Below are 21145 nucleotides of genomic sequence, written 5' to 3'. Positions count from 1 at the left end.
TTCTGCGGCGTCGCGCGGGACTGGTAGCAGACCAGATGTTCAACCCCATATCCGCCAGCCGCGCCCCCACCGCCGCACTGGTGGCTTCCACCTGCGCCTGATACGGATCGCCGGCCTTGACGATGCTCTCCGGCAGCCCATGCGCCGAATACAGCACTCGCAATTTCAAATCCGGATTCTGCGCCCGCGCGGTCTCGATCGCCTCGCGCACCATTGCCGCTGTCGCCTCGATATAGGCCGGATCGTCGAACCAGCAGCACAACGTGGTCACCGGGATAATCAGCCCGGCCTTCGCCGCCGCCTCGCGCCAATCGCTCAGCGAGGAGCCGGTGGTGGTGGTGGAAAATTGCGGATAGAGCGGTAGCAGCAGCACCCGCTCCGGCGCCCAATCCTTCACCTGGCGCACCGTCTCCGCCGCGAACGGGTGCCAATAGCGCATGGCGATGAAGCAGCGATATTCATCCCCCAGCTGCGCCTCCAGCGCCCGCGCCTGTTGCGCGGTCAGTTCCAGTAGCGGCGAGCGCCCGCCCATCAGCTGGTAATTCTCATAGGCCGCCTTGGCGGAGGAGCGCGCGATCAGCCGCGAGAGCCAGACCCGGATGAACCAAGGCGCACGGATGATCGCCTTGTCGGAAAACAGATTGACCCGGAAGGGCTTGATCGCCTCCGGGCGGTCCGGACCGCCCAGATTGAACAGGACGATCGCGGTTTTCATCTTGCGGCCCTCACCTTTTCCACCAGCCTCGCCACATGCGCCTCCGGGACATCCGGGGTGATGCCATGGCCGAGATTAAGGATATGTGGATGCCCCTTCACCTGCGCAAGCAGCGCTTCCACCGCCTCATCCAGCGCCTCCCCGCCCAGCTTCAGCAGCAGCGGGTCGAGATTGCCCTGGAAGATCGTCCCTGGCGGGCAGGCCGCCCGCGCCTCGGCCAGGCCGGTGACGCTATCCAGCGCCACCACATCCACCCCGCTCTCGCGCGCATATTCGCCCAGCATCAGCCCGACCAGGCGCGGAAACCCGATGATCTTCAGCCCCGGATGCAAGGCCCGCAGCCCATCGCAGATGCGCCTTGCCGGGCGGATCACCAGTTCGCGGAACTGCGCGGGGGGAAACAGCCCGGCCCAGCTCTCGAACAGCATCACGCAATGCGCCCCGGCCTCCACCTGGGCGGAAAGATACTCAATGCTGGCCTCGGCGAGGATATCCACAAGCTCGCGCACGAAATCCGGCTGCTCATAAGCCAGCTGCCTGGTGCGCGGAAAGCCGCCGCCCTGGCCATCCAGCATGTAGCAGGCCACCGTCGCCGGCCCGCCGGCGAAGCCGATCAGCCCCGTCTGCTTCGGCAGAGAGGCGCTGAGCCGGCTCACCGTCTCGATGACAGGCGCATACACCCCAGCCGCCTTGCCCGGCTGCAGCAGGCTCAGATCCTCCAGCGGCGGCAGGCGCGGCCCTTCCCCTCGGCAAAGCGCAGCCCCTGCCCCATCGCCATCGGCAGGATCAGGATATCGGAAAACAGGATCGCCGCGTCGAAGCCGAATTTACGGATCGGCTGCAGCGTCACCTCTTCGGCCAGCGCCGGATTCAGGCAGAGCGAGATGAAATCCCCCGCCTTCGCCCGCGTCGCCCGGTACTCCGGCAGATAGCGCCCCGCCTGGCGCATCAGCCAGAGCGGCGGGGGCCAGACCTCATGTCCTCCCAGGACTTCACGGAATTTCATGCCCACCGCCTAAACCTAATCTTTATTTATTTAAAGTGAGAGTCGTAGTGATAGTACCCTGTGGATAACGGGGGTTAAGGCTCTTGGAGTCAAAATCCACAAACTTATCCACAGCAGGAAACCAGCGCTAAGGCTCTGTTTTTTACATATCCCAGCGGTTATGCACAATCTGCACAGGGAAGGTTTGGCGGTCATCCCCGTTCACCGGTTTTCCCCTCTTATCCCCACAATCCGGAAAATCGGGCGAGCCAAGCCGAGTTATCCACGCTATGAACAGCATTATGGACAGTGATAAGCTCGATATACATCTGATATCCGACGCCACTGGGGATACTTTGACCGCCCTGGCCCGCGCCGCCGTGGCGCAGTTTGATGAAAGCCGCGTCTCCTATCATCGCTGGTCGCTCATCCGCTCGCGCCTGCAATTGCACCGCGTCCTGGAGGGGATCGAGGCGGATCCCGGCCCGGTGCTCTGCTCCCTGGTGGATGATGCGTTGCGCCATGAGCTGGACGCCGCCTGTGCCCGCCTCGGCGTGCCGCTTCTGCATGTGCTGGACCCGCTGATGGACATGCTGCAAAGCCATTTCGGCGCCCCCGCCAAGCACAAGCCCGGCCGCCAATATGTGCTGGACGCCGATTATTTCCGCCGGATCGATGCCATGCATTTCGTCATCTCGCATGATGACGGCCAGGCCAATCGCGGGGTCAGCGAGGCGGATGTGGTGCTGGTCGGGGTCTCGCGCTCCTCCAAAACCCCCACCTGCTTTTATCTCGCCAATCGTGGCATCAAGGCGCTGAACGTGCCCTTGGTGCCGAACACGCCGCTGCCCAAGGAGCTGGAAAACCCCTCCTGCCCGATCATCGGCCTGACCATCGACCCGAAATCCCTCATCGATATCCGCCGCCACCGGCTGAAACTGATCGGCACCAACGAGATCTTCGGCCGGGTCGACAGCTCCGATTACGTGGACCAGGATTCGGTGGAAAAAGAGCTGATCTGGGCAAGGCGCCTGTGCAATGAGCGCGGCTGGCCGACCATCGACGTCACCCGCCGCTCGATCGAGGAGACCTCGGCGACGGTGCTGAAGCTGATGGAAAACTGGCATAATAAGCGCGCCGCCGCGGCTGAAAACGCCCAATAGACGTATCGTATTGGAGAATTCATCATGGATCTTGGTCTTCACGCCCGCACCGCCCTGGTCTGCGCCGCCAGCGCCGGGCTTGGCCGCGCCAGCGCCCAGGCCCTCGCCCAGGCCGGCGTGGCGGTGACCATCACCGGCCGCAATGAGGAAAAGCTGGCCATCGCGGCGAAAGAGATCGCCGCCGCCACCGGCGCCAAAATCAGCTACGCCGCCGGGGATATCACCACGCCGGAAGGCCGCGCCGCCGCCCTCTCTGTCTGCCCCAGCCCGACATTCTGGTGAATAATGCCGGCGGCCCGCCGGCCGGGGATTTCCGCGATTTCTCGGAGCAGGATTGGCAGGAGGCGCTGAACGGCAATCTGCTCACCCGATCGCGTTGATCAAAGCCGTGATCGACCCGATGATCGAGCGCAAATGGGGCCGCATCGTCAATATCACCTCCGGCTCGGTGAAGGCGCCGATCCCGCATCTCGGCCTCTCCAACACCGCCCGTACCGGCCTCACCGGCTTCATCGCCGGGCTGTCGCGCCAGGTGGCCCAGCATAATGTCATCATCAATAATCTGCTCCCCGGCGCGTTTGACACGGACCGGCTGCAGAAACTGGCCAAGGTTGAAGCCGAGAAATCCGGCAAGAGCCTCGAAGAGGTGGTGCGCGCCCGCGCCGCCGGCCTGCCCACCAGGCGCGTCGGCCAGCCGGAGGAATTCGGGGCGATGTGCGCGTTCCTGTGCTCGCAATATGCGGGCTATATCGTCGGCCAGAACATCCTGATGGATGGCGGCAACATCAACAGCACGCTTTAACGGCGAGGTTTTTCCGCCTTTTTGAAAAAAGGCGGCCCAAAAACTTTTGCACCTGAGGCTCCAGCCCTTTCCGGGTCTAAGCCTCAGGGATAAACAGGCGCACCATGTCCGAAACCGAACCCACGCGCTATGATTTCTCCACCGCCGAGCCGCATTGGCAGGCGCAGTGGGAGGCCCAATCCTGCTTCAAGGCGGAAGATGTTCCCGCCGAGGGCAAGCCCAAATACTACGTGCTGGAGATGTTCCCCTACCCGTCGGGGAAGATCCATATGGGCCATGTGCGCAACTACACCCTCGGCGACGTGGTGGCGCGCTACAAGCGCGCCCAGGGCTTCGCGGTTTTGCACCCGATGGGCTGGGACGCGTTCGGCCTGCCCGCCGAAAACGCCGCCCGCGAAAACAAGGCCAATCCGGCGGACTGGACCTACAAAAACATCGCCAATATGCGCGCCGAGCTGAAGCGCATGGGCTTCTCGCTGGACTGGACCCGCGAATTCGCCACCTGCGATCCTGAATATTACGGCCAGCAGCAGAAGCTGTTCCTGGATTTCTGGAAGGCCGGCCTGGTTGAGCGCCGTGATGCCGCGGTGAACTGGGACCCGGTGGACATGACCGTACTCGCCAATGAGCAGGTGATCGACGGGCGCGGCTGGCGCTCCGGCGCGCTGGTGGAGAAGAAGAAACTCTCCCAATGGTTCCTGAAAATCACCGATTCCGCGCAGGATCTGCTGGACGGGCTGAACAGCCTGGAGCGCTGGCCCGAGCGGGTGAAGCTGATGCAGGAAAACTGGATCGGCCATTCCCAGGGCGCGGAAGTCACCTTCAAGCTGGCGGATGGGTCGGACGATATCACCGTCTACACCACCCGCCCGGATACTTTGTTCGGCATGTCCTTCCTGGCCATCGCGGCGGAGCATCCCATCGCCAGCCTGGTCGCCCAGAGCAACCCGGCAGCCGCCGCCTTCATCGCCGAATGCGCCAGCCAGGGCACCTCCGAGGCCGCCATCGAGGCCGCCGAGAAGCGCGGCTTCGACACGGGCTTGAAAGTCATCAACCCGCTCACCGGCCAGGAGCACCCGGTCTGGATCGCGAATTTCGTGCTGATGGAATATGGCACCGGGGCGATCTTCGGTTGCCCCTGCGGCGACCAGCGCGATCTGGATTTCGCCCGTAAATATGACCTGCCGGTGCCGGTGGTGGTCTCGCCCGACAAGGACTCCACCCCGGAGATCGGCAACAAGGCGCTGGATGGTGATGGCTTCATCGTCAATTCCGGCTTCCTTTCCGGCCTGACCACCAAGGAGGCCAAGCCCCGCGCCATCGCGGAGCTGGAGGCGCGCGGCTTCGGCAAGGCGGTGCAGAACTGGCGCCTGCGCGATTGGGGCATTTCCCGCCAGCGTTATTGGGGCTGCCCGATCCCGGTGATCCATTGCGAAGCCTGCGGCGCGCAGCCCGTGCCGGCGGAGCAGCTCCCCGTCACTTTGCCGGCGGATGTCACCTTCGAGACGCCCGGCAACCCGCTGGACCATCACCCGACCTGGCGGCATGTGAACTGCCCCGCCTGCGGCAAACCGGCGACGCGCGAGACCGACACCTTCGACACCTTTATCGACAGCTCCTGGTATTTCGCCCGCTTCACCGCCCCGCGCGCCAGCACCCCGACGGTGGCGGCGGCCGCGAATGCCTGGCTGCCGGTGGACCAGTATGTTGGCGGTATCGAGCATGCGATCCTGCATCTGCTCTATGCCCGCTTCTTCACCCGCGCCATGCACAAGACCGGCCATCTGGCGGTGGACGAGCCCTTCGCCGGGCTCTTCACCCAGGGCATGGTCACGCATGAATCCTACAAGGATGAAAACGGCGCCTGGCTCTATCCGGACGAGATCACCCGCACCGCCGATGGCGCGGTGCTGAAAGCCACCGGCGCGCCGGTGACGGTGGGCCGGGTTGAGAAAATGTCCAAATCCAAGCGCAACACCGTCGATCCCGGCGCCATTGTCGGGCGCTTCGGGGCGGATACGGCGCGCTGGTTCGTGCTCTCCGACAACCCGCCCGAGCGCGATGTGGAATGGACCGAAAACGGCGTCCAGGGCTCTTTCCGCTTCCTGCAGCGCCTGGCCCGTGTCGGCGAGGAGATCGCCAAATCTGGCAACACCCAGGTGGAGAGCTACGGCCCCGAGGCCAAGAAGCTGCGCCAGCTGGCGCACCGTTCTATCGAGGCGGTGACGCAGGCGCTGGAGAGCTTCGCCTTCAACCTCGCCGTGGCGCGGCTCTATGAGCTGCTGAACGCGGTCGCCACCCCGGCTGAGGGCGCGGACATGCAAGCGGCGCGGTTTGAGGCCATGGAGATATTGGTGCGGCTCGCCAGCCCGCTGGTGCCGCATCTGGCCGAGCATCTCTTCGCCAAGCTGAACCCCGGTGCGGGCCTTGCCGCGCAGCAGCCCTGGCCGAAGGCCGACCCGGCTTTGCTGGTGGTGGATGAGCTTACCGTCGCGGTGCAGGTGAATGGCAAGCTGCGCGGCACCATATTGGTGCCGGCGGGGGCGGGTGAGGATGTCGCCATCCCGCTTGCCAAGGAGGCCGTGGCGGGCACTATAGGCACGCAGACCATCGTCAAGCAGATCTACGTCCCAGGTAGGATCGTGAATTTTGTCGTCAAACCGTAAAGCCTTCGCCGCCCTCGCCCTTCTCGCCCTCTCCGGCTGCGGCTTCACGCCGCTTTATGGCGGGGCGCAGGGGGCGGCCGCCAGCGACAAGCTCGATAGCGTGTTCGTGCAGAACCTGCCCGAGCGCACCGGGCAGATGCTGCGGCTGAGCCTGCAGCAGCATCTCTACACGGATGGCCAGCCGGTGACCGAGCATTACGTGCTCGCGGTCAATTACAGCATCGGCCAGACCGGCGAAGGCGTGCAGTCGGACAGCTCCACCAGCCGCACCCGCTTTGATGCGCGGGCGAGTTGGACGCTCGCCCCCATCGGCCACCCGGAGCAGATTCTGGCCTCCGGCAATGCCGTCGCCGCGGATGCGCTGAACGTGATCGACCAGCAATATTTCGCCGCCAATCTGGAAACCGCCAAGGTCAACCAGACGCTGTCCGATGAGATTGCCGAGCAGATCACCGTGCAGCTCGCCGCCTGGTTCCGCACCCATCCCGCTGCATGAAGTTTGAAGCCAGCCGGGTTGAGGCGTTCCTGAAGGCGCCCAATGCCCGCCTGGTGCTGCTGCACGGGCCGGATGCCGGGCTGGTGGCAGAGCGCGGGCTGGCCTTGGCGCGCAGCGTGCCCGGCGCGCTGAATGATCCGTTCCGCTTCGCCGAGCTGTCCAACCCCAGCCCGGATATGCTTCTGGCGGAGGCCACAGCGGCTTCGCTCGGCGGCGGAGAGCGTGTGGTGCGGGTGCGGGATGCGCATGAGCCGCTAACAAAATCGTTAGAATTATTAACTAAATCGCCGCCCGACGCGCTGGTAATTCTGGAAGCCGGGGAGCTGACGGCGAAATCCAAGCTGCGCAGTCTGGCGGAGAAAGCGCCGGGGATTGTCAGCATCGCCTGCTACGCCATCGATGCCGGGCGCTTGCCGCAGGTGATCACGGCGCGGCTGCGCGCCCAGGGGGTGAGCATCGACCAGGACGCCGCCGCCTGGGCCGCGCAAAATCTCTCCGGCGAGGAAGGCCCGCTCGGCCAGGCGCTGGAGATTCTGGTGCTCTATGCCGGGGCGGAAAAACGGCTTTCTTTGGCGGATGTGTCTTCGCTGCTGGCGGATGGCGGCGAGACCTCGGTGGGGGATGCGATCGATGCGGCGCTGACGGGCGATCTGGCGGCGACGGATAAGGCGCTGAGCCTGGCTTATGAGGAAGGCGCCTCGCCGGTGGCGCTGGTGCGGGTGCTGCTTTCGGAACTTGCCAAGCTGCGTCTGGCGGCCAGCGCCATGGCGCAAGGCGCTTCGGCGCAGGAGGCGATGGCCGGCATGCGCCCGCCGGTATTTTTCAAGCGTCAGCCGGTGGTGCAGAAAATGCTAAGGCTCTGGCCGCTGCGGGCGGTGGAGCAGGCTTTGCAGGCGGCGCTGGCGGCGGAAGTGGCGTGCAAGACCACCCATATTCCGACGACGATTATTGCCGCCAGACCTTGCTGGCCCTGGCCAGCCGGGCCCGTTCGGCTGGCCGGCAATAAGGCCGGATTCGCCCCGGCGCTCTTAGAGCATCAAGCTTTTAGCTTGATGCTCTAGCTTTTGTTTTAGCGAGCAATTTCATGTGTTTAGTTTGACGCTGGCGCGTCAACCTAAACACATATTGCTCTAGAGCAACATGTGATCAAACGGACTCGTTTGATCGGATAAAGTTGCTCGCTCGAACAAAAAGCTGGAGCGTATTCCGTGCACCAACGGGAACGGAATATGCTCTAGCCGGGGCGGAGGCACATATTTCTTTAACCAGTCACCGCGCCCGGAAGAGGCCGGAAATTGCCGGTGAGGATCTTGGCGTGGGCCTGTCCCTCCGGTTTTCCCTTCGCCGGTTGGGCGGTTTTTCCGGGCGCTGCGGTGATGTTGAACTGGGCGATCAGCTGGTCCAGCTGCCCGGCATTCTCCGCCAAGGCATGGCAGGCGGCGGTGCTTTCCTCGACCATCGCCGCGTTTTGCTGGGTGACCTGATCCATCTGCCCCATCGCCGCGTTCACTTCCGCCAGCCCCATCGATTGCTGGGTGGCGGAGCTGGAAATCTTTTTCACCATCTGATTCAGCTCCGCCACCTGGGTGACGATTTCGGCCAGCGCCGTCCCGGTTTCGCCCACCAGCCGCACGCCGGTTTCCACTTGCGCGCCGGAGGTCGAGATCAGCGTCTTGATCTCCTTTGCGGCTTCGGCGGAGCGCTGCGCCAGGGCCCGCACTTCGGTGGCGACCACGGCAAAACCCCGCCCCGCCTCGCCGGCGCGCGCCGCCTCAACCCCGGCATTCAGCGCCAGAAGATTGGTCTGGAAGGCGATTTCGTCGATCACGCCGATAATATTGCCGATCTGCCCGGATGAGGCTTCGATCTCGGTCATCGCCTCCACGGCATTGCGCATCACCGTTCCGGATTGGCTGGCCTTGTCATGCGCCTGGCCGACCACACGCAGCACGCGCTCCGCATCCTCGGCGGTTTCCTTTACGGTACGGGTGACGCCATCCAGCGCCGCGACGGTTTCCTCCAGCGCCGCCGCCTGATGTTCCGTCCGGCGGGAAAGATCGTCCGCCGCTTCCATCATTTCCGCCGTGCCGGCCCGGACATTGCCGACACTTTCGCCCACCGCCGCCATGGTGGCGCGCAGCTGCTTCAGCGCGGCGTTGAAATCCGCGCGCAAAGATTCGTATTCCGCGGCGAACTTCGTATCGAGACTCTGCGACAAATCCCCCGCGGCCAGCCGGCTCAGCCCGCCGCCCAGCCCGACGATGACTGCCGATTGCTCTTCGGCGCGGCGTGCGGCCTCGGCCTCGGCGAGACGGTGCGTTTCCTCGGCCTGGCGCCGGATGGTTTCGGCGTCCGCTTCCAGCTTTCGCTTTTCGATGGCGTCGGCTTTGAAGCTGGTCAGCGAGGTCGCCATGATGCCGAGTTCGTCATGCCGGTCGGTCGCGGGGATGGGGGCGTTGAGGTCGCCGGCGGAAATCCGCTTCATCGCCTGGCTCAGCCCGGTCAGCAGCCCGGAGATCTGCCGGCGCGCCGCAAATACGGCGATGAGATACAGGCCCAACAAGGGCAGGAATATGGCTGAGAGTGTGAGCAGATGGGCAAGCATCATGCTGTCGACATCGTCAATATACACGCCGGTGCCGACCACCCAATGCCATTCCGGCACCAGGAGCAGGGAGCTCATCTTGGGTTCCGGCGTCGCGCCGGCGGTGCGGGGCCAGACATAATGCGCGAAATAGACATGCCCCTCGATCGCTTGGCGGAACATCTCGGGATTGAACAGCTTACCCTTGGCGTCCGGCACGTTCATAAGATTCTTGCCGATCAATTTCTTGAACGGATGTTGTAGCGCCACTCCTTCTGTATTGTAGACAAAAAGATAATTTGTATTGTTGCCGTAGCGGATGGCCCCGATGGCGGCGAGGGCGGCTTTCTGCGCCTCTGGCGTTGTCATGCTGCCGGCCTTGGCCAGGCCGACATAATATTCCGCGATGCTGGCCGCGGCTTCATCCATGGAGCGGATCTGGAATTTTTTCTCAGCCATCTCGGCATTATAGGATTGGTGCAGAGAGACGGCGGTGCCGGAGACCATCAGCAGCAATGCAAAGGCCGAGAGCAGGTTGAACTGCCAGGTAATGGAGAGGCGGCGCAGAAATGACATGTCCAGTTCCTTCAAGCATGGTCGCGGCGCGGCGAGGCCAGCGCAGACGGAGCATGACGGAACAGGCTTAAAAATCTGTTTAGAGCGATGTCATTGCTTGGGCGGGGCGATGTTCCACGTGGAACATAGGGCGCTGGGTGGTTGGTCGATGTTCCACGTGGAACATTGGAGGCTGGCTGGGGTGGGGATGTTCCACGTGGAACATAGGACGTCGGCGGGCGGGCCGATGTTCCACGTGGAACATCGGCGGAGGCGTCAGTTATTCAGCAGCGCCAGGACGGTATCGAGCTGGTCGAGGTCCGCATAATGCAGGATCAGGGCGCCGCCCTGGCCATTGAATTTGACCTCAACCTTGAGGCCAAGTTTCTCGGAAAGGCTGTCCGCCAACGCGGCGATTTCCGCATTATCGCCGGTCGGCCGAGGCGCGCGGGTGGTTTCCTTGGGCGCGATGGACTGGCCGAGATTTTTCACCAGCGCCTCGGTCTGGCGCACTGAGAGGCCACGCTTGACCACATCATTGGCGGCTTTCACCGGGTCGGGATGCGCCATCAGCGCCTTGGCGTGGCCGGTGGAGATCTCGCCGTCGCGCAGCAGCCATTGCACCTGCGGCGGCAGAGAGAGCAGGCGCATGACATTGGTGATGTGCGAGCGGGATTTGCCGACCGCCTCGCCCAGCTTGTCATGGCTCAGCTTGAACTCGTCGGTGAGGCGCTTATAGCCCTCGGCCTCTTCCACCGGGTTGAGGTTTTCGCGCTGCAGGTTCTCCACCAGCCCGGCGGCCATGGCGTCCGCGTCTGAGAGATCGCGCACCAGCACCGGCACTTCATGCAGCTTCGCACGCTGGGAGGCGCGCCAGCGGCGCTCGCCGGCGATGATCTGGTAATGCCCGGCGACACCGGGTTTCGGGCGGACCAGCAGCGGCTGCAAAATACCGCGCTGGGCGATGGAATCCGCCAGCTCCTGCAAGGCGGTTTCGTCCATTTCCTGGCGCGGCTGGAAGGGGCTCGGTTCCAGCATTTCCACCGGCAGGCGCTGCACGCCAGGGGCGTTGGGGCTGGCGGGCACAGCCACGGCATCGCCCATCAGGGCGGCGAGGCCGCGTGCCAGAGGTTTGCGTGTTTCCTTGCCGCTCATGCCAATTCCTTCCGTGCGCGCGCCCGGCGCAAAAATTCCGCCGCCAGGGACAAATAAGCCTGTGCCCCGGTGGAGCGGAAATCATAAAGCAGGACCGGGATGCCGTGGGAAGGGGCTTCGGTGATGCGGATATTGCGGGGGATGGCGGTTTCGAAAACCTTGTCCTTGAAATAGGTGCGGACATCGCCGCTGACCTGTTCGGACAGGTTGTTGCGCCGGTCGGTCATGGTCAGCACGATGCCCTCGATTTCGAGCTTCGGGTTGAGGCTGCGCTTGACCATTTCCACCGAGCGCATCAGCTGCGAGATGCCCTCCAGCGCGAAGAATTCCGCCTGCAGCGGCACCAGCACGGCATCCGCGGCGGTGAGGGCGTTGAGGGTGAGCAGAGCTAGGCCGGCGGGCAGTCGATAAACACCACATCGGCATCGCAGCCTTGAGCGAAGGCGTCGGTGAGCAGGAAGTTGCGGCGCTCATGGGCGCTGAATTCCATGTCCGCCCCATCAGATCCGCGACGGCGGGAACGACGGAGAGGTTTTCGACATTGGTGGCAACGATGGAGTCCGCGAGGCTGACATCCCCCGCCAGCAGCGCGTAGCTGCCGCCATTGCGGGCGTTATGGTCGATGCCAAGCCCGGTGGAGGCATTGCCTTGCGGGTCGATATCGACCAGCAGCACTTTCAGCCCCCCACCGCCAGCGCGGCGGCGAGGTTGATGGCGGTGGTGGTTTTGCCGACCCCGCCTTTCTGATTGGCGATGGCGATGATGCGCGGTTTTTTATGCGGCTCCGGCATGGCGGATCTGGCTCACTTTCAGGATGCAGCTTTCGCCCCAGTCCGGGGCGGAAATATGGTCTGTATCCATGTGCCAGAGGGGGGCGGCGAGCGTCAATTCAACTTCCAAGCCTTTGCCTTTCGGGAACAGGCAAAACCCCTGCGGTTTCAGCAAAGGTGCCGCCAGGCCTAGCAATTTATCCAAAGGTGCCAAGGCTCTGGCGGTGATGACGGCAGCGGGCTCGACGCGGGCGGCTTCGATGCGGCAATTGTGAATTTTTGCCGGTGCGCCGGTCTGGCGCGCGGCTTCCATCAGGAAGGCGGCCTTGCGGGAATCTGATTCGATCATCTCGAACGGGATGCCGCTGGCGATGCACAGCACCATGCCGGGAAAACCGCCGCCGGAGCCGAGATCGATGGCGCGGTCGAGATCCTTGGGCAGATAGGGGAGCAGGCGCAGAGAGTCCCGGATGTGCCGGTCCCAGACATGGTTCAGGTCCGCCTTGGAGACCAGGTTGATTTTCGGCGACCATTTCAGCACCAGATCGGCGAAGGCGCGCAGCTTCTCCTCGTTCATGCGGCGCGGCCGGCCTTGCGCAGGGCGCCGAAAATGGCGCCCAGCGCGGCGGGGGTCATCGCCTCGATGCGGCCGGCGGCGGCGAGGGTTTGCGGGCGGGTGCGGGTGAGTTTTTCCCGCAGCTCGGCGGAGAGGCCCCGATGGCGGTGTAGTCGAAGGCGTCGGGGATTTTCACCGCCTCGTCCTTTTCGCGGGAGCGGATTTCGGAATTCTGCCGGGCGATATAGCCGGCATAGAGCAGGTCCGCGCGCAAGATGTTGGCGGCCCTGCCCTCACCTTCCGGCTTGTTTCCAAACGCCGCGATTTCGGCTTTCAGCGCGGCGAAGGCGGCTTCGCGCGCGGAGCCGACGCAGCCCCAATCCAGGCCCTTTTGCGTTAAGCGCAGCTCGGCATTGTCGGCGCGCAGCAGCAGGCGGTATTCGGCGCGGGAGGTGAACATGCGGTAGGGCTCGGTGACACCTTGCGTCACCAGATCATCGATCAGCACACCGATATAGGCATCGGCGCGGGAAAGCTGGACGGGATCCATCCCCCTGCCCGGCGCGCGGCGTTGAGCCCGGCGACGAGGCCCTGGGCGCCGGCTTCCTCATAGCCGGTGGTGCCGTTGATCTGGCCGGCGAGATAGAGGCCGGGGAGGGATTTCAGCGCCAGGGCATGGTCGAGGGCGCGCGGGTCGACATAGTCATATTCCACCGCGTAGCCGGGGCGCAGGATTCTGGCTTGTTCCAATCCAGGAATGGTTTTGATCATCGCCGCCTGCACCGCCAGCGGCAGCGAGGTGGAAATGCCGTTCGGGTAGATCGTATCGTCATCCAGACCTTCCGGCTCCAGGAAGATCTGATGGCCGGGTTTTTCGGCGAAGCGGACCACCTTGTCCTCGATCGAGGGGCAATAGCGCGGGCCGCGCCCAGCGATGTTGCCGCCATAGACCGCGGATTGGTGGAGATTGTCGCGGATGAGCTGGTGCGTGGCCTCGGTGGTGCCGGTGATGCGGCAGGAGATTTGCGGGTTGGTGATGCGCGCGGTCAGGGCCGAGAAGGGCTCGGGCGGGGTTTCGCCTCGATCCTCCGGCAGGCTTTCCCAATCGATGCTGGATTTGGCCAGCCGCGCCGGGGTGCCGGTTTTCAGCCGGCCCAGCGGCAGCGCCAGGCGGTGCAAATCAGCCGCCAGGGCGCGGGAGGGGGCGTCATCCACCCGGCCGCCGGGCTGCATCTGCGGGCCGAAATGCAGCACGCCGTTGAGGAAGGTGCCGGTGGTGAGCACGGCGGCGGCGCAGGTGAGGGTTGCGCCGGAGGCGAGTTTGATGCCGGTGAGGCGGCCATCGCGCATTTCCAGACCGGCGGCCTCACCTTCCAAAATGGTAAGGTTGGGTTGTGCGGCGAGCAGGGCCTGGATGGCGGCGCGGTAGAGTTTGCGGTCCGCCTGGGCGCGCGGGCCGCGCACGGCGGGGCCCTTGCCGCGATTCAGCAATTTGAAATGGATGCAGGCGGCGTCTGCGGCTTTGCCCATCAGCCCGTCCAGCGCGTCGATCTCGCGGACGAGATGGCCCTTGCCGATGCCGCCAATGGCGGGGTTGCAGGACATCTCCCCGATGCGCGCGGCGCTTTGGGTGATCAGGGCGGTGCGGGCGCCAAACCGCGCCGCGGCGGCGGCGGCCTCGGTGCCGGCATGGCCGCCGCCTATGACGATGACATCGTAATCCATGCCGGGGGTTTAGCGAGTTTGCCTGAAAAACGCCAAGGCTTTCAAAGCCGCAAGAAAGTTTTGGGGTCGAATAAATTAAGGATTCATCAGATTGGCGCTGCGTTCATGCGGGGATGTGTCTATTTCAACGCGGAAAGGCGTGCGGGCGCGCTTGCCTCTTTGATCCGTTCCTTATGCAACCTATATCCGCTTGGAGAGAGGAGTGTGATCAGGTGACGTATGAGGTGAAAGGGGGGCTGCGGCAGGGTGTGAGCGATGCCGCGTCGGCACGTCCGCTCGCCGATTGCGGGGATCTGCCCTTCCTGATCCGCCGCGACGGAACCTGGCTGTATAAAGGCAGCCCGATCACCCGCAAGCCGATGGTTTGCCTGTTTTCCACCGTGCTGACGCGCGACGAGGAGGGCCAGTACATCCTGCAGACACCCGCCGAGCGCGGCAGGATCGAGGTGGAGGATGTGCCGTTCCTGGCGGTGGAGCTGCAATGGAGCGGCGAGGGCCGGAACCAGAGCCTGTGTTTCCGCACCAATGTCGATCAATGCGTGACGGCGGGGCCGGCGCATCGCATCCGCATCGCGCATGATTTGCTCAGTTGCGAGCCGACGCCCTATCTTCATATCCGCGATGGCAAAGGCAGATACCCGATCGAGGCGCGGATCAACCGCGCCACCTATTATGAGCTGGTGGCGCTGTCCGAACCGGGCATCGTCAAGGGCCGCAAGGTCATGGGGGTGTGGAGCGAGGGGGTGTTCTTCCCGCTTGGCGATATGCCGAATTGCTGTTCCGATGCGGAGTGCGATCTGGACGAGTGAGATCCGGGCGGTGCGGCGATGAAGGCCGCGCAGCTGAGACGGGCTTTTCCCGAAAATCTGGCCTTTAACGCGCTGGCGCTGGGGCGGTTGCGTCCGGCTTCCGTGCTGGTGGCGCTGGAGCCGGGGCGCGGCGTGTGGCTGACCCGGCGCAGCCGGCTGATGACCACCCATGCCGGGCAGGTGTCGTTTCCTGGCGGGAAGATCGAGGGGCTGGGCGAGACGCCGGTTGAAGCCGCCTTGCGCGAGGCGCAGGAGGAGATCGGGCTTGATCCGGCCCAGGTGGAGCTGCTCGGGCGGCTGCATGACCATGCCACCGGGACCGGGTTTCATATCACCCCGATTGTCGGGCTGGTGCCCGAGGGTGTGGCGCTGCGGCCAGCCGATGACGAGGTGGAGGAGATTTTCTCCCTGCCTTTTTCCGTATTGCTGAACGAAGAGTACCCGCTGCGCCGGCAGGCGGTGTGGCGCGGGCGGGAGGGGGCCTTCTGGGTATGGCCGCATCCGGACCATGTGATCTGGGGGGCGACGGCGGAGATATTGCGCTTGCTGGCGCTGCGGTTGCGGGGGGTGGCGTGATCGATCTGCCGGGCTTGGCGTTGGTGTGGGCGGCGCTGCCGGAGGCGCGGATGGTGGGGGGTGCTGTGCGCGACATGCTGGCCGGACGGGCGGTGGCGGATGTGGACATGGCCTCGCCGCTGGCACCGGAGGAGGTGATGCGGCGCGCCAGGGCGGCGGGGCTGAAGGCGGTGCCGACCGGGCTGGCGCATGGGACGGTGACATTGGTGGCGGCGGGGCATGGGTTTGAGGTGACGACGCTGCGCCGCGATGTGGAGACGGATGGGCGGCGTGCGCGCGTGGAGTTTACCGATGACTGGCGGGAGGATGCGGCCAGGCGGGATTTCACCATCAATGCGATGAGCTGCACGCAAGCGGGCGAGATTTTCGATTATTTCGGCGGCCAGGCGGATCTGGCGGCGGGGGTGGTGCGGTTTGTCGGCGATGCTGCGGCCCGGGTGGCGGAGGATTATCTGCGGATTTTGCGGTTTTTCCGGTTCTTCGCGCGCTATGGGCGGAGGGAGGCGGATGCGGCGGCGCTGGCGGCGATCAGGGACGGGCGTGAAGGCTTGCGGCAGCTCTCGGCGGAGCGCGTGTGGAGCGAGGTGAAGAAGATTTTGGCGGCCCCTGCCCCGCTGCGGGCCGTGGCGCTGATGGGCGAGACCGGGGTGCTGGAAATGGTGCTGCCGGGGGCCAGGGTTGAACGGTTGGCGGCGCTGCTGGGGCGCGGGGCGCCATCGGAGCCGTTATTGCGGGTGGCGGCGCTGAGTGATGAGGATCTGGCGCGGCGGTTGAAGCTGAGCGGGGCGGAGGCGGCTTTGCTGGCGGCGTGGCGGCTGCCGTTGGGGATTGGGCCGGAGGATGAGGATGCGGCGTTGCGCCGCGCTCTGGCGGTGGCCGGGCATGAGGCGCTGGCCGGGCGGATTTGGCTGCAAGGCGACGATGGCGCAGGCTGGGAGGCGCTGCGGGCGCGGCTGTCAGCGATGGCGCGGCCGGTGTTTCCGTTGCAGGGACGGGATCTGGCCGGGGTTGTGGAGGCTGGGCCGAAGATGGGTGAGGTGCTGGCGGCGGTGCGGGGCTGGTGGCTGGAGGGTGGCTGCGTGGCCGACCGGGCTGCTTGTCTGGCGAAAGCCTCCGTTTTTAGGGATAATTTTCGCTCCCGAATATAAAGAAGGGAGCGATTAAGCGCTCCCTTCTTTTTAAAGGCTACGCGTTAGGCTTGATATGGCTCCAGGTTTTTCCAGTATTAATCTCAGAAATACGACCTGGATTTACGTCGTAGTCAGCAGCTATCCGATGTTGGAACTCTTTCTTTTGAAGACGTTTCTTGATCTCAAGCACGTCTTTTTCAGTCAGCTTTTTGCTAGGCTCTCGTGGAAATAAATCCGGCTGAACCAAATCGTCCATGTAATAATCCTTTATCGAACTACATGAACCGCCTTGACTTTCTAAACCCATTGGAGAAAACTTTCTCTCACGCACTGAGTGTAAAATCCGCAGGCGGTTCTAACGCAAGCGGATTGTGAGAGTTGAGTCCCCCGACTCGACTCTCACGTCGTCAATTAGACTCCAACATATTGGCGCGCGTTCCCGCAAGCACAAAAATGAGTCAGTTGCGACTTTTTGAGTCAGTTAACTTTCGTCTGTTTTTGAAGCGCGAGCAGCTTTCGATCCCAATGCGGGATGCATAAACCATGTGAAGCTGACCAGCTATTGCCTCAGCAGCGAACGATATTGGAGCCGCTGAGGCGGGTATGTGAAAACTTATTAGGTGGTCTTACACGGCGATGCGCACACCCAGCTCCACCACCCGGTCCGACGGAATACGGAAGAATTCCGTGGCGGTGACGGCGTTGCGGGCCATGAACAAAAACAGCCAGCGGCGGATGAAGCGCAGTTTCGGCACCGAGGCCGGGACCACGGTTTCGCGGCCGAGGAAATAGCTGGTCTGCATGGCTTTGAACTCGATGCCCTGGCCGGTCAGGCTTTCCAAAGCGCGGGGCACGTTCGGGCTTTCCATGAAGCCGTAATAGAGGGTCACTTTGTAGATGCCCGGTGAGGCTTCATCGAGATGGACGCGCCCGCCGGGGTCGGCCTGGGGAACGTCCAGATTGCGGACGGTGACGAAGAAGACCTGCTCGTGCAGCACCTTGTTATGTTTGAGGTTATGCAGCAGGGCGTTGGGCACGTAGTCGAGATTGCCGGTCATGAACACGGCGGTGCCGGGGACGCGGACGATGCGCGATTGCGGCAGCCGGTTGAGGAAGGTGGCGAGCGGCAGGCTGTCCTGCATCCAGCGGGCCATGATCAGGCTGCGGCCGCGCCGCCAGGTGGTCATGATCAGGATGATGGACAGGCCGATGGCCAGCGGCACCCAGCCGCCTTCGAAGATTTTCAGGGAATTGGCGGCGAAGAAGGCGAAATCGACAATGCCGATGGCGCCGAAGACCAGGATGGTGGCCAGGCGCGACCAGCCGAACTGGCGGCGATAGACGAAAGCGGCCAGGGTGTTGTCGCACAGGAAGGTGCCGGTGACGGCGATGCCGTAGGCCGAGGCCAGGGCCTCCGAGGAGCGGAAGGTGAGCACCAGCAGCAGCACGCCGATGGCGAGGATGGTGTTGATCTGGGGCACGTAGATCTGCCCCTGCTCGCTCTCATTGGTGTGGCGGACCTCCATGCGCGGCAGCAGGCCAAGCTGCACGCACATGCGCGAGACCGAGAAGGCGCCGGTGATGACGGCCTGGCTGGCGATGACGGTGGCGAGCGTGGCGAGCACGATCAGCGGCACCTGCAGCGCGTGCGGAGCGAGCTTGTAGAAGGGGTTGTCGGCGGTGTCGGGGTGGGTGATCACCAGCGCGCCCTGGCCGTAATAATTCAGGATCAGGCAGGGCAGCACGAAGAACATCCAGGAGATGCGGATGGGGCGGCGGCCGAAATGGCTCATATCGGCGTAGAGCGCCTCCGCCCCGGTGACGGCCAGGACGACGGCGCCCAGGGTGAGGAAGGCGATTTTGTCGTGCCGGATGATGAAGCTGGCGCCGAACCAGGGGTTGAGGGCGACCAGCACGTCAGGATGCTGGACCAGCTGGAACAGCCCGAGCAGGCCGAGGCAGAGGAACCAGAGCACCATCACCGGCCCGAAGGCGCGGCCGACCATGGCGGTGCCGTGGCGCTGCACCAGGAACAGCCCGGCGATGACGGCGATGGCGATGGGCAGCACGGCCTCGCTCATCGACGGGGCGACGACCTCGATGCCTTCCACCGCGGAGAGGATGGAGATGGCCGGGGTGATCACGCCGTCGCCGAAGAACAGCCCGGCGCCGACGATGCCGATGATGCCGGCGGCGGCACGGGTGCGCTCGCTGCGGGCGACGCGGCTGGCCAGGGCCATCAAGGAGAGGGTGCCGCCTTCGCCGTTATTATCGGCGCGCATGATGAAGGTGACATATTTCAGGGTGACGGTGAGGATCAGCGCCCAGGTGATCAGCGAGAGCACCCCAGCACGTCCACCGCCTGCAGATGCGGGCCCTTGAAATAGGCGATGCAGGACTGCAGGGCGTAGAGCGGGCTGGTGCCGATATCGCCATAGACGACGCCAAGCACGCCGATCAGCGCGGACATCTTGAGTTTTTCCGGTACGCCGCCGGAAGAGGTTGCGCTGGAAGTCATTCAGATTGTCCCTGTCGGCATTGTGCAGCCTGTAGCCGGTTGGCTGGCGCTGAACAAGCCGGGCGGGCGGCGGCCGCGCGGCCCTGGGAAAACGGCCGGCGCGGGGCGGGTCATCCGGCTTGCTGGGGCTTGGGCAGCAGCAGATAGAGTGTCCCGGCCTGGCGCATGGAGCCGGCGATCTGCTCGGCATCGGCGCCGGCGCCGAAGAAGATATCGGCGCGGTCCGGGCCGTGAATGCCGCCGCCAGTGTCCTGGATGATGGCGAGCTGGTCCATCGCGCGGCCGGTGACCGGGTCGGTGGTGGCGATGAAGAGCGGGGCGCCGAGCGGCAGGGCGGATTTATCCACCGCCACCGAGCGGCCGGCGGTGAGCGGCACGCCGAGCGCACCGGGCGCGCCCTCATTTGCCGGCAGGCTGCCGAGCGGGCGCATGAAGACGTAGCGCTGGTTCTGTTCCATCACCTCGCGCGCCTGGGCAGGGTGGGATTTCAGCCAGGCGGAGATGGTCTGGTAGCTGACATCGTCGGGTTTCAGCGCGCCCATCTGCACCAGGACGCGGCCGATCGGGGTGTAGGGCTGGCCGTTCTGGCCATCGAAGCCGACGCGCAGGATGCGGCCATCGGGCAGCAGGATGCGGCCGGAGCCCTGGATCTGCAGCATGAAGGCATCGACCGGGTTGGTGACATAGGCGGTGACCGGCGCCTTGCGGGTGAGCGCGCCGTCATCGATCTCGGTGCGGGTCAGGTTGGCCAGGGCGGCGACGGGCGGCTTCGCGTAGAGCGGCACGTTATAGCCGGGGCGCTGGTTCTTGGAGCCGGGGAATTCCGGCTCGAAATAGCCGGTGATGAGCCCCTGGCCGGGGATTTCATAGGCCTGGAACCAGGTGGTGAAGAAGGCGCGGGCGGCGGTGAGGTCGCCAGGGGGAACATCCTTGGCGGCATTGCAGGCGGGCTGCCAGAGCCCGGCCTGGCCGGCGCGCTCCTGCGCCAGGCCGGTGCCGCCCAGGGCGCTGTCCGGCGGCATCAGCGCCAGCTGCTTGCAGCTGATGACGAAGCTGGCCAGGGCGGCGGCCTGGTTATCCTGCTGCCAGCCGGGCAGGCTGGCCAGCGCCACGATGTGGCCGGGGGCGGCGTCGGGGCCGGTTTCGGCTTGCTGCTGGGGGATCGCACAGGCGCTGAGGGCCAGGGCGCTGGCGCTGGCGAAGATGAGGGCGAGGGCGCGGCGGAGTTTCATGTTACGCGCTGCGGGCCGCGGCCAGGCGCCAGTTTTTATCCGGCCCGCGCAAATGCCGTTCGAAGGTCCAGAGATCGCTCACATCGCCGGTTTCGGCGCTGCCAGGGATGGGGGTGCCGTTCTGGTCCAGCTTCTCGTTGGTCTGGGCGGAGATGAAGCGCACCACCACCACCGCGAGATCGCCGCTGAGCTGCGCGTCCTCGATGCTGATCGAGGGGATGGATTTGATTTCGGTGCGCTGGCGCTCCCCGGCTGCCTCGCGCGCGGCGATGGCGGCGGCGAAGGTCTCGTACACGTGCGGGGTGAGCAGCGCCTGCAGCGCCGCGCGGTCGCCATTGGCGAAGCCGGTGACGATGGCGCGGAAGGCGGCCTCGGCCTGGGTGATGAAGTGCGGCGGGTCGAATTGCGGGTCGTTATTGACGATCTGCATCAGGCGCTGGCCGAGCTCGGAGCGCGGGTCCGGCACGTCGCGCCCGGTTTGCGCCGGCAGGGCCTGGCCGTCGATCACCGGGGCGGCGGCGCGGCCGGGCGGGGGCGATTGCGGTTTCTCGAAGCCGACGCGCTTGCCGAGCACGGCGCGCAGCCGCAGCACGAGGAAGATCGCGATGCCCGCGAAGATCACCAGGGCGACGGGATACCCGCCGAGCGATTGGAGTGCGTTATCGGCCACTGTCATCCTCTATTCATAACCAGACTTGATCGGTCAGA

Annotated in this window: 15 protein-coding genes and 5 pseudogenes; 9 read left to right on the top strand and 11 right to left on the bottom strand. The window is 64.7% G+C overall.

The genetic code is table 11. The features are described from left to right. Positions 1-115 precede the first annotated feature (115 nt). Both hemH and hemE read right to left on the bottom strand, forming a co-directional pair. A pseudogene (gene hemH, locus GT370_RS15570) lies at positions 116-715 on the bottom strand (ferrochelatase); the annotation flags it as partial. After that, positions 712-1664 (bottom strand): annotated as a pseudogene (gene hemE, locus GT370_RS15565) (uroporphyrinogen decarboxylase). The pseudogenes hemH and hemE, both read right to left, overlap by 4 nt. Positions 1665-2002: 338 nt before the next feature. On the opposite strand from hemE, the gene GT370_RS15560 reads away from it, so the two are divergent. The 6 genes from GT370_RS15560 to holA all read left to right on the top strand — a co-directional run bounded on the left by GT370_RS15560 (position 2003) and on the right by holA (position 7888). Continuing rightward, positions 2003-2863 carry a pyruvate, water dikinase regulatory protein gene (locus GT370_RS15560; protein WP_026438936.1) on the top strand — a complete coding sequence of 287 codons (861 nt, stop codon included), beginning with the start codon at positions 2003-2005 and terminating at the stop codon, positions 2861-2863. Between the two features lie 24 nt (positions 2864-2887). Next, positions 2888-3145 (top strand): SDR family NAD(P)-dependent oxidoreductase, encoded by a 258-nt coding sequence (locus GT370_RS21630; RefSeq protein WP_442865449.1) that lies wholly within the window; start codon positions 2888-2890, stop codon positions 3143-3145. Between the two features lie 94 nt (positions 3146-3239). Next, positions 3240-3665: an SDR family oxidoreductase gene (locus GT370_RS21625; RefSeq protein WP_442865448.1), complete on the top strand. Its 426-nt coding sequence runs from the start codon at positions 3240-3242 to the stop codon at positions 3663-3665. A 104-nt stretch (positions 3666-3769) separates the two neighbouring features. Then, positions 3770-6331, top strand: coding sequence for a leucine--tRNA ligase (gene leuS, locus GT370_RS15550; protein WP_008494765.1), 2562 nt, complete (start codon positions 3770-3772; stop codon positions 6329-6331). After that, on the top strand, positions 6315-6827 hold the full coding sequence (locus GT370_RS15545; RefSeq protein ID WP_008494764.1) for a hypothetical protein: 513 nt from the start codon (positions 6315-6317) through the stop codon (positions 6825-6827). The genes leuS and GT370_RS15545 overlap by 17 nt, the downstream gene beginning before the upstream one ends. Further along, the gene (gene holA, locus GT370_RS15540) at positions 6824-7888 is read left to right on the top strand and encodes a DNA polymerase III subunit delta (protein ID WP_270183346.1); all 1065 of its coding nucleotides are present in this window, start codon (positions 6824-6826) and stop codon (positions 7886-7888) included. Before GT370_RS15545 ends, holA begins: the two co-directional genes overlap by 4 nt. A 200-nt stretch (positions 7889-8088) precedes the next feature. Here holA and GT370_RS15535 read toward each other — a convergent pair whose 3' ends face one another. From GT370_RS15535 to mnmG, 5 genes and pseudogenes are all read right to left on the bottom strand, one after another. Then, positions 8089-9987 carry a methyl-accepting chemotaxis protein gene (locus GT370_RS15535; protein WP_008494762.1) on the bottom strand — a complete coding sequence of 633 codons (1899 nt, stop codon included), beginning with the start codon at positions 9985-9987 and terminating at the stop codon, positions 8089-8091. Between the two features lie 255 nt (positions 9988-10242). Then, positions 10243-11121: a ParB/RepB/Spo0J family partition protein gene (locus GT370_RS15530; RefSeq protein ID WP_008494761.1), complete on the bottom strand. Its 879-nt coding sequence runs from the start codon at positions 11119-11121 to the stop codon at positions 10243-10245. Next, positions 11118-11912: pseudogene (locus GT370_RS15525) on the bottom strand (ParA family protein). Before GT370_RS15525 ends, GT370_RS15530 begins: the two are co-directional and overlap by 4 nt. Continuing rightward, positions 11896-12468 carry a 16S rRNA (guanine(527)-N(7))-methyltransferase RsmG gene (gene rsmG / locus GT370_RS15520; protein WP_008494758.1) on the bottom strand — a complete coding sequence of 191 codons (573 nt, stop codon included), beginning with the start codon at positions 12466-12468 and terminating at the stop codon, positions 11896-11898. Before rsmG ends, GT370_RS15525 begins: the two are co-directional and overlap by 17 nt. Then, positions 12465-14172, bottom strand: a pseudogene (gene mnmG / locus GT370_RS15515) (tRNA uridine-5-carboxymethylaminomethyl(34) synthesis enzyme MnmG). Before mnmG ends, rsmG begins: the two are co-directional and overlap by 4 nt. A gap of 212 nt (positions 14173-14384) precedes the next feature. On the opposite strand from mnmG, the gene GT370_RS15510 reads away from it, so the two are divergent. The 3 genes from GT370_RS15510 to GT370_RS15500 are packed head-to-tail and all read left to right on the top strand — an operon-like array spanning position 14385 to position 16705. Then, positions 14385-14981 (top strand): DUF1285 domain-containing protein, encoded by a 597-nt coding sequence (locus GT370_RS15510; RefSeq protein WP_008494756.1) that lies wholly within the window; start codon positions 14385-14387, stop codon positions 14979-14981. An 18-nt stretch (positions 14982-14999) separates the two neighbouring features. Further along, complete coding sequence (locus GT370_RS15505) at positions 15000-15557, top strand: NUDIX hydrolase (RefSeq protein WP_008494755.1); 558 nt, start codon at positions 15000-15002, stop codon at positions 15555-15557. 50 nt (positions 15558-15607) lie between these two features. Further along, positions 15608-16705 carry a CCA tRNA nucleotidyltransferase gene (locus GT370_RS15500; RefSeq protein ID WP_240376683.1) on the top strand — a complete coding sequence of 366 codons (1098 nt, stop codon included), beginning with the start codon at positions 15608-15610 and terminating at the stop codon, positions 16703-16705. Positions 16706-16742: 37 nt separating this feature from the next. Here GT370_RS15500 and GT370_RS15495 read toward each other — a convergent pair whose 3' ends face one another. The 4 genes and pseudogenes from GT370_RS15495 to GT370_RS15480 all read right to left on the bottom strand — a co-directional run bounded on the left by GT370_RS15495 (position 16743) and on the right by GT370_RS15480 (position 21107). Then, positions 16743-16943, bottom strand: coding sequence for a hypothetical protein (locus GT370_RS15495; RefSeq protein WP_144052787.1), 201 nt, complete (start codon positions 16941-16943; stop codon positions 16743-16745). A gap of 370 nt (positions 16944-17313) precedes the next feature. Beyond that, positions 17314-19205, bottom strand: a pseudogene (locus tag GT370_RS15490) (potassium transporter Kup). Between the two features lie 110 nt (positions 19206-19315). Next, a complete protein-coding gene (mltA, locus tag GT370_RS15485) occupies positions 19316-20437 on the bottom strand; it encodes a murein transglycosylase A (protein ID WP_008494751.1) in 1122 nt (373 codons plus the stop codon). 1 nt (position 20438) lies between these two features. Next, positions 20439-21107: a Tim44/TimA family putative adaptor protein gene (locus GT370_RS15480; RefSeq protein WP_008494750.1), complete on the bottom strand. Its 669-nt coding sequence runs from the start codon at positions 21105-21107 to the stop codon at positions 20439-20441. Positions 21108-21145: the final 38 nt, after the last annotated feature.

Origin of the sequence: Acidocella sp. MX-AZ03, from assembly GCF_027626035.1 — a bacterium.
GTDB lineage: Bacteria > Pseudomonadota > Alphaproteobacteria > Acetobacterales > Acetobacteraceae > Acidocella > Acidocella facilis.
Note: the sequence above shows the minus strand (reverse complement) of the source record. Positions and strands in the feature narration are given on the sequence as shown.

What these genes read in the sequence shown, in the direction of transcription:
- GT370_RS15560 (WP_026438936.1), top strand. Translation starts at nt 2,003, where the DNA reads ATGGACAGTGATAAGCTCGATATACATCTGATATCCGACGCCACTGGG.
- GT370_RS21630 (WP_442865449.1), top strand. Translation starts at nt 2,888, where the DNA reads ATGGATCTTGGTCTTCACGCCCGCACCGCCCTGGTCTGCGCCGCCAGC.
- leuS (WP_008494765.1), top strand. Translation starts at nt 3,770, where the DNA reads ATGTCCGAAACCGAACCCACGCGCTATGATTTCTCCACCGCCGAGCCG.
- holA (WP_270183346.1), top strand. Translation starts at nt 6,824, where the DNA reads ATGAAGTTTGAAGCCAGCCGGGTTGAGGCGTTCCTGAAGGCGCCCAAT.
- GT370_RS15535 (WP_008494762.1), bottom strand. Translation starts at nt 9,987, where the DNA reads ATGTCATTTCTGCGCCGCCTCTCCATTACCTGGCAGTTCAACCTGCTC.
- GT370_RS15530 (WP_008494761.1), bottom strand. Translation starts at nt 11,121, where the DNA reads ATGAGCGGCAAGGAAACACGCAAACCTCTGGCACGCGGCCTCGCCGCC.
- rsmG (WP_008494758.1), bottom strand. Translation starts at nt 12,468, where the DNA reads ATGAACGAGGAGAAGCTGCGCGCCTTCGCCGATCTGGTGCTGAAATGG.
- GT370_RS15505 (WP_008494755.1), top strand. Translation starts at nt 15,000, where the DNA reads ATGAAGGCCGCGCAGCTGAGACGGGCTTTTCCCGAAAATCTGGCCTTT.
- GT370_RS15500 (WP_240376683.1), top strand. Translation starts at nt 15,608, where the DNA reads ATGGTGGGGGGTGCTGTGCGCGACATGCTGGCCGGACGGGCGGTGGCG.
- GT370_RS15495 (WP_144052787.1), bottom strand. Translation starts at nt 16,943, where the DNA reads ATGGACGATTTGGTTCAGCCGGATTTATTTCCACGAGAGCCTAGCAAA.
- mltA (WP_008494751.1), bottom strand. Translation starts at nt 20,437, where the DNA reads ATGAAACTCCGCCGCGCCCTCGCCCTCATCTTCGCCAGCGCCAGCGCC.